Here is an 8186-nt window from a genome sequence, read left to right on the forward strand (position 1 = left end):
AGCGGGCCGCCGGTGGCGGACGGGACTGGCGGCAGTGTAAACAAAAAAACGGCTGGACATCGCCAGCCGCTTTCTCTGCTACGGATACTACGAAACGCTTACTGCTGTTGCTGATCCGCCGAAGGCGTCGTCGGCGCAGCCGGTGCGGCCGGAGCAGCAGGTGCTTCGCTGGTGTTGGCGATCGGGCTGATGCTGCCACCCTCTTCGGCCAGCGCAGCCTTCAGGGACAGGCGCAGGCGGCCCTTTTCGTCGGCCTGGATCAGCTTCACGCGAACGTGCTGGCCTTCCTTGAGCCAATCCTTGATGTCCTTGACGCGCTCGTTGACGATCTCGGAGATGTGCAGCAGGCCGTCCTTGCCCGGCAGGATGTTGACGATGGCGCCAAAGTCCAGCAGCTTCAGCACGGTGCCGGCGTAGATCTTGCCCACTTCGGCTTCCGCGGTGATGCCTTCGATGCGGCGCTTGGCTTCGGCCATGCCATCGGTCGAGGTCGAGGCGATGGTGATGGTGCCGTCTTCCTGGATGTCGATGGTGGTGCCGGTTTCCTTGGTCAGCGCCTGGATGGTCGAGCCGCCCTTGCCGATCACTTCGCGGATCTTGTCCGGATGGATCTTCATGGTGATCATGCGCGGTGCGTGCTCCGACAGCTCGGTGCGCGCATGGCCCATCGCATCCTGCATCTTGCCCAGGATATGCAGGCGGCCTTCCTTGGCTTGCGCCAGCGCGACCTGCATGATTTCCTTGGTGATGCCCTGGACCTTGATGTCCATCTGCAGCGCCGTGATGCCGTTGTCGGTACCCGCGACCTTGAAGTCCATGTCGCCGAGGTGGTCCTCGTCACCGAGGATGTCGGTCAGCACGGCGAACTTGTTGCCTTCCAGGATCAGGCCCATGGCCACGCCGGCCACGTGCGCCTTGATCGGAACGCCGGCGTCCATCAGTGCCAGGCAGCCGCCGCACACCGATGCCATCGACGACGAGCCGTTGGATTCGGTGATTTCCGACACCAGGCGAATGGTGTAGGCAAATTCGTCATCCTTCGGCAGGACCGGGATCAGCGCGCGCTTGGCGAGGCGGCCGTGACCGATTTCGCGGCGCTTGGGGCTGCCCACGCGACCGGTTTCGCCGGTGGCGAACGGAGGCATGTTGTAGTGGAGCATGAAGCGGTCGCGGTATTCGCCGGCGAGCGCGTCGATGATCTGCTCATCGCCCTTGGTGCCCAGCGTGGCAACCACCAGCGCCTGGGTTTCACCACGGGTGAAGATGGCCGAGCCGTGGGCGCGCGGCAGCACCGACGAACGGATCTCGATCGGGCGCACGGTGCGGGTATCGCGGCCATCGATGCGCGGCTCGCCCGACAGCACCTGGCTGCGCACGATCTTGGCTTCGATGTCGAACAGCACGTTGCCCACTTCGACCTTGTCGGCTTCCACGCCGGCTTCGGCCAGCTTGGCCGTCACGGAGGCGTAGACTTCCTTGAGCTTCTGGCTGCGCGCCGACTTCTGGCGCAGCTGGTAGGCGTCCTGCAGCAGCGGCAGGGCGATCTCGCCAACCTTGGCGATCAGCGCTTCGTTCTTCGGTGCGGYGGTCCAGTCCCACTCCGGCTTGCCGCCGTCGCGCACCAGCTCATGGATGGCGTTGATGGCGGTCTGCATTTGCTCGTGGCCATAGACCACGGCGCCCAGCATCACTTCTTCCGACAGCTGGCGGGCTTCCGACTCCACCATCAGCACGGCGCGCTCGGTACCGGCAACCACGAGGTCCAGTTCCGATGCGGCGATCTGCGAGCGGGTCGGGTTCAGCAGGTACTGGCCGTCCTTGTAGCCAACGCGCGCTGCGCCGACCGGGCCGCTGAACGGAATGCCCGACACTGCCAGGGCAGCCGACGCGCCGATCAGGGCGGGGATATCCGCCGGCACTTCCGGGTTCAACGACAGCACGTGGATGACCACTTGCACTTCGTTATAGAAACCTTCCGGGAACAGCGGGCGCAGCGGACGGTCGATCAGGCGCGAGGTCAGCGTCTCGTTTTCCGACGGACGGCCTTCACGCTTGAAGAAGCCACCGGGGATCTTGCCGGCGGCGTAGGTCTTTTCGATGTAGTCGACGGTCAGCGGGAAGAAGTCCTGGCCGGCCTTGGGCGACTTGGCAGCGACAACGGTGGCGAGCACCACGGTGTCTTCAATGTCGACGATCACGGCACCGCCAGCCTGGCGGGCAATCTCGCCAGTTTCCAGGCGCACCTTGTGCTGGCCCCACTGGAATTCCTTGACGATCTTATTGAACATGGTCATGAGCGTTCCTTTAATTCGCGCTTGCACGCTTGTGCAACGCCCGCGTTAGCAGCCGCGGGCGAACTGCCGGATCATCGTCGGTCGCAGTTGCAGGGAAGTGCTATGCCATTCCAGTGCGGCACCTGCTCAGTTGGTGCTCAGGTGGATACCGCCCTGGAATGACACAAAACCCCGTTTCCTTGCCCGACTCCGGTATTTGAATGACTGCAGACGAATCACTGCAGAAAAAGCTAAAGAACGAAGTAACTTACTCCGTTGCACGTCTTGGCGCAACGGGCGCCAGCCCGGGGGGCATGGCGCCATCAAGTGAAATAAAAATCACTTTAAGCGATTCAAGGCATCGACCTTCCGGCCGCAAAAACAAAATGCCTGCATCAGCGGGGCTGACGCAGGCATTCGTGGCTCACGCGAAGGCGTGCAGTGCATCCATTCGTGCTGCCATCCGGACGATCCTGACTGCTTACTTACGCAGGCCGAGCTTCTCGATCAGCGAACGATAACGGTCGGCATCGTTGGCCTTGAGGTAGTCCAGCAGGCGACGACGACGGCTCACCATGCGCAGCAGACCGCGGCGGCTGTGGTGATCCTTCATGTTGGCCTTGAAGTGGGGGGTCAGTTCGTTGATGCGGTTGGTCAGCAGGGCAACCTGGACTTCCGGGCTACCGGTGTCGTTGGCGGCGCGTGCGAACTGCTTGATGACTTCGGTCTTGCTGTTGATTTCGGCTACTGCCATGGTGATTTCCTTTTCACTTGCGAACGCTACAGCGCGGAATGTGCCGTATGCGTCGTGCCTTTGATGTTGCTGTCAGGCAATTTCCGTCCTGGCCGGACCGATTGAGCAACCGGTTGGCCGTGACAGCCGGCGATTATAGCGGAAATTGGGATGGGGATGGAATTTGCCCGGTTGCGGGCTGGTTGCCCCCGCCGAATCCCCGCTAAAACCTCTCCATCTTGCAACTGGTGGACAGTGTAGTCTGGGCGGACTTCAGCTTCCTGACAGTCCGGAACCCATACCCCGATCCTTCGTTATCGAACCGCACATCCCCGCCCTGCCGCTCCATCACGGAAACATAAAGCGGCTGCAGCACCTGATGGTCATCGGCCCGGATAGTCGCCTCATGAAAATCGTTGACATAGCGCATACCCTCGAGCGCCCGCGCCACCTTGACGGCATCCGTCGACCCTGCCTTCTCGATCGCCCGGGCCAGCATCTCCACCATCATCTGCATGCGCAGGTGCACGTAGTCGTCCTTGGGCTCCGGGTAGCGCGCCCGGAACGCCTGGTAGAACGCATCCGAAGCCGCGCCGCCCACGTTCGGATGCCACTCGGCCACCGCCAGCACCCGCCCGACCCCGGCATCGCCCATGGCCGCCGGCGCGCCCAGGCCGTTGCCATAGAACGTGTAGAACTTGGCTTTCAGTCCGCCTTCGCGCGCTGCCTTGACCATCAGCGTGAGATCGTTGCCCCAGTTGCCCGTAATCACGGCGTCCGCGCCACTGGCCTTGATCTTGGCGATATATGGGGCGAAATCCTTGATTTTGCCGATCGGATGAAACTCATCGCCCACGATGTGCAGCTCAGGGCGTTTGGCGGCCAGCATCTCGCGTGCCGAACGAGCCACCTGATGGCCAAAACTGTAATCCTGGTCGATCAGGTACACGCGCCGCACGCTGGTATCGGCGCGGATGACCTCGGTCAGCGCCTGCATGCGCATGTCTGCACTCGCATCGAAGCGGAAATGCCAGAAACTGCAGCTTTCGTTGGTCAGCGCGGGATCGACCGCGGAATAGTTGAGAAAGAGCACGCGCGCCTCGGGCTGGCGCGCGTTGTGCCGATTGATGGCGCCCACCAGCGCGCCAGCCACCGCCGAACTATTGCCTTGCAGGACAAAGGGGATATTCCTGTCCACCAGGCCGCGCAACTGGATCAGGCTCTCGTCGACATTGCCCTTGCTATCGAAGGTAACGAGTTCAAAGGGACGCGGGCCCTCGGCAGTCTTGACGCCGCCACGCGCGTTGACGCGATCGATGGCAATCCGCAGGTTGCGCACAACGGCATCGCCCGCGTTGGCAAAGGGACCGGACAACCCCTCGATCATGCCGAGACGGATCGGCTCCTGCGCGCCGGCCCCTGCCGCTACCGCGAGCAAGCAAGCTGCCAGCCATCGTTTACACCACATCGAGAGACCTCCCGCTAAAGCGCTGCATGGTAAGCCAGGGAGCAGGCAGAGGCAAATGGGCGCACCTTCGCGGCAAAACGCGGAATTGAGCGAGAATAGCCCAAGCGGCGGCAAAAATAGAGGAAGTTGAAGGGGAGAACGCAGGACCAGCGGTCGCCGGCTCCTGTATTCGGCCCCAAGCCGGCGCATACCGGCGCGCGGACGCTAGCACCAGAGCTTTTGCCAGTGCTTCGTCCAGTTGAAGTGAAAGCGCTGCGCGAAGGGGGCGAGAGTCATCGGCTCCAGCGTGCTTCGAAACGCACCGTTCTTGCTGCCCTGCTCCGCCACCGGGTCTTCGAGCCAGAGGACGAACTCTATCAGGCGGAGGTCGTGGCGCAGCACGCCGCCGCCATCGAAATGGAAATTGAACATTGACGGCCAGTTGCCTGCTTGGGCTCGCGGGGCTTGCCGAACTGCTGTTCTATATACCAGATCACGCCCGCCCCCCTCGCCAACGGGCCTGACCGGCGCCGGTGAGGTGTGAGCGGGGCCGATCGTGGAGCGTGCGCGGAACGCAAAACGCCCGCCGTCGTCCTCGTGGGAACGCGGCGGGCCGATTCAAGCCCCGCTGCCGCCTGGGCCGCGGGCTTACCGGTCAGATCGGGATCAGATCTGCGGGTTGATCTTCTGCACGGCCTTGTCGTGCAGCTTGTTCAAGGCAGCCAGGTAGGCCTTGGCCGAAGCGGCCACGATATCGGGATCGGTGCCCACGCCGTTGACGATGCGCCCACCCTTGGACAAGCGGACCGTTACCTCGCCCTGCGCCTGCGTGCCGGCGGTAATGGCATTGACGGAATACAGCACCAGTTCGGCGCCGCTGTTGACCTTGCCTTCAATCGCGTGCAGCGTGGCATCGACCGGACCGTTGCCCTCGCCTTCCCCGGTCAGCTCCTGGCCGTCCATATTGAACACCACGCGCGCATGCGGGCGCTCGCCGGTTTCGGAGTGCTGCGACAGGGAGATAAAGCGGAAGTGCTCGTTGACGTCGTGTGCCTCGTCGGAAACGATGGCCATGATGTCTTCGTCGAAGATCTCGGACTTCTGGTCGGCCAGTTCCTTGAAGCGAGTGAAAGCAGCGTTGACTTCGCTCTCGCTTTCCAGTTCGATGCCGAGTTCCTGCAGGCGCTGCTTGAAGGCGTTGCGGCCCGAGAGCTTGCCCAGCACGATCTTGTTGGCGGTCCAGCCCACATCTTCGGCGCGCATGATCTCGTAGGTATCGCGCGCCTTCAGCACCCCATCCTGGTGGATACCCGAAGCATGGGCGAACGCGTTGGCGCCGACCACGGCCTTGTTGGGCTGCACCACGAAGCCGGTGATCTGCGATACCAGCTTGGAGGCCGGCACGATCTGCGTGGTGTCCACACCGACGTCGAGGTCGAAGTAGTCGCGGCGCGTCTTCACCGCCATCACCACTTCTTCCAGGCTGGTATTGCCGGCGCGCTCGCCCAGGCCGTTGATGGTGCACTCGACCTGGCGCGCGCCGCCGAGTTTGACCGCTGCCAGCGAGTTGGCCACCGCCATGCCGAGGTCGTTATGGCAATGCACGGACCAGATGGCCTTGTCGGAATTGGGGATGCGCTCGCGCACCGAGCGGATCAGCCCCGCATAGCCCTCCGGCACGGCATAACCCACGGTATCCGGCAGGTTGATGGTGCTGGCGCCTTCACGAATCACGCCTTCAAGCACGCGGCACAGGAAATCCATGTCCGAACGGCTGCCGTCTTCGGGCGAAAACTCGATATCGTCGGTGAACTGGCGCGCAAAGCGTACCGCCAGGATGGCCTGTTCATAGACCTGGTCCGGCGTCATGCGCAGCTTCTTTTCCATATGCAGCGCCGAAGTGGCGATGAAGGTATGGATGCGGAAGGCGTTGGCCGGTTTCAGCGCCTCCGCCGCGCGCGCGATATCGCGGTCGTTGGCGCGGGCCAGCGAGCAGATGGTCGAATCCTTGACGACCTGCGCGATGGAGCGAATCGCTTCAAAGTCGCCGTTGGAGCTGGCCGCAAAGCCGGCTTCGATCACGTCGACCTTCAGGCGCTCCAGCTGCCGCGCGATGCGGATCTTTTCCTCGCGGGTCATGGAGGCGCCTGGCGACTGTTCGCCGTCGCGCAAGGTGGTGTCGAAAATAATGAGTTTGTCGGACATGAGTGGGGCTCCTGGGCTTATCTTTGTATCTGGCGAATCAAGTTGCTGTCTCGGCATTCGCCGTCTTGTTTTGCTGTGCTGCTGTATTGGTGCTGAATGCAAAACGCCCCGGCGTGCAGTGATGCAGGCCGGGGCGTTTTATGAATCCTGTGTGACTTGGCGCGAGGGTCTTGGCTTCCCTCAGCGCAAACGCGTCCCGACCTGATGACCTAGTAGGCCACCTAGAATGGTGCGGGCGAGTAGGGCTTGGCGCGAAATCATGTCAGCGACTATAGCCGAGATGCCGGGCGTGTGCAATATGATCGCGTGAATCGGGGTGATCGCCGGGAAGAAAGGCCCCAGGGGCGCCCTGCCCCTGGGATGCCAGGCGTCAGGCCTTGGGCGGGATGCGCAGCTTCTGGCCGGGATAGATCTTGTCCGGATGCGACAACATGGGCTGGTTGGCCTCGAAAATGGTGGTGTATAGCGCACCGTTGCCATAGGCCGTCTGGGAAATCGCCCACAAAGTGTCGCCCTTGACCACCGTATGCCATGTCGACTCGATCGAGTCGACATTGACCGACATCTTGTCCTCGACCTTCTCCACACCCTGGACATTGCCGCAGCACAGGACGATCTTCTCGCGGGTCGCCTGATCCGGCGCCACGCCGAACACCGTCACCAGCGCCTGTGCACCGTCAACCTGCACCATCAACCCGGTGGCATCCAGGTTCATCTGCTTGATGTAGCCCTCGATGGCATCGCCAGCCGCGCGGTTGGCCGCGTCGACGTCCGCCGACGGTGCATCGGCCGGCGCGGCCTTGGCTGCGCTGCCGCCGAACAGTTTCTCTCCTGCTTCCTTGATGAAGTCGAGCATGCCCATGAGAACCTCCAGTTGGTCAGTGATAAGTGGACAACAGTGGATACAGCAAACCACGGCAAACCGCACCGCTAGCCTGCGCCCCGGCCTTGCGGGCCAGACAGCGCAGAGTTCTGGAAAACAAAAAGTAAAAAGGCGCCGTAGCGCCTCTTTACTGACCTGCCGTCAGGAACGTTCATTCCCGCCGTCCCGCGCCGTCCGGATGCCTGCCGGCTTGCCATGCAACGCATGCCAGCCCCATAGCAGGTAACCGGAAATGGCGTATGCCACGAACAGCCCGAACAACGCCACCGGCGGATCCGTCGAGACCACAACAAACAGCACCAACACCAGCACCATCATGCCGAAGGGCACGCGGTAGCGAACATCGAGCGCCTTGCCGCTGTAGAACGGCGCGTTGGAGACCATCGAAAGCCCGGCATACAGCGTGATGCCGAATGCCACCCACGGCATCCACAGTTCCTTCACCGGCAGCTTGTTGTCGATCACCAGCCAGACAAAGCCGGCCACCAGCGCCGCCGCCGCCGGGCTGGGCAGCCCCTGAAAGAAGCGCTTGTCGACCACGCCGATGTTGGCGTTGAAACGTGCCAGCCGCAGTGCCGCGCACGTGCAGTAGACAAACGCGGCGATCCATCCCCACTTGCCCAGGTCGTGCAGGATCCACTCGTA

At 62.6% G+C, this 8186-nt stretch carries 7 protein-coding genes; all 7 read right to left on the reverse strand.

What is annotated here, in order from left to right; all coding sequences use genetic code 11:
• Positions 1-98: 98 nt before the first annotated feature.
• Entirely contained in the window at positions 99-2294 is a 2196-nt protein-coding gene (gene pnp, locus AC1DKD_RS25695) for a polyribonucleotide nucleotidyltransferase (protein WP_477143858.1), read from the reverse strand.
• 460 nt (positions 2295-2754) lie between these two features.
• Entirely contained in the window at positions 2755-3027 is a 273-nt protein-coding gene (gene rpsO / locus AC1DKD_RS25700) for a 30S ribosomal protein S15 (protein ID WP_035868720.1), read from the reverse strand.
• Between the two features lie 202 nt (positions 3028-3229).
• Positions 3230-4474 (reverse strand): branched-chain amino acid ABC transporter substrate-binding protein, encoded by a 1245-nt coding sequence (locus AC1DKD_RS25705; protein ID WP_441630155.1) that lies wholly within the window; start codon positions 4472-4474, stop codon positions 3230-3232.
• Positions 4475-4678: 204 nt separating this feature from the next.
• The gene (locus AC1DKD_RS25710; RefSeq protein WP_441630157.1) at positions 4679-4885 is read right to left on the reverse strand and encodes a hypothetical protein; all 207 of its coding nucleotides are present in this window, start codon (positions 4883-4885) and stop codon (positions 4679-4681) included.
• 234 nt (positions 4886-5119) lie between these two features.
• On the reverse strand, positions 5120-6658 hold the full coding sequence (locus AC1DKD_RS25715; protein WP_441630159.1) for a 2-isopropylmalate synthase: 1539 nt from the start codon (positions 6656-6658) through the stop codon (positions 5120-5122).
• 370 nt (positions 6659-7028) lie between these two features.
• Complete coding sequence (lysM, locus tag AC1DKD_RS25720; protein WP_441630161.1) at positions 7029-7520, reverse strand: peptidoglycan-binding protein LysM; 492 nt, start codon at positions 7518-7520, stop codon at positions 7029-7031.
• A 162-nt stretch (positions 7521-7682) separates the two neighbouring features.
• A partial coding sequence (locus AC1DKD_RS25725; protein ID WP_477143859.1) for a CDP-alcohol phosphatidyltransferase family protein occupies positions 7683-8186 on the reverse strand: 504 nt, incomplete at its 5' end.

This window comes from Cupriavidus sp. 05T313 (assembly GCF_056396665.1).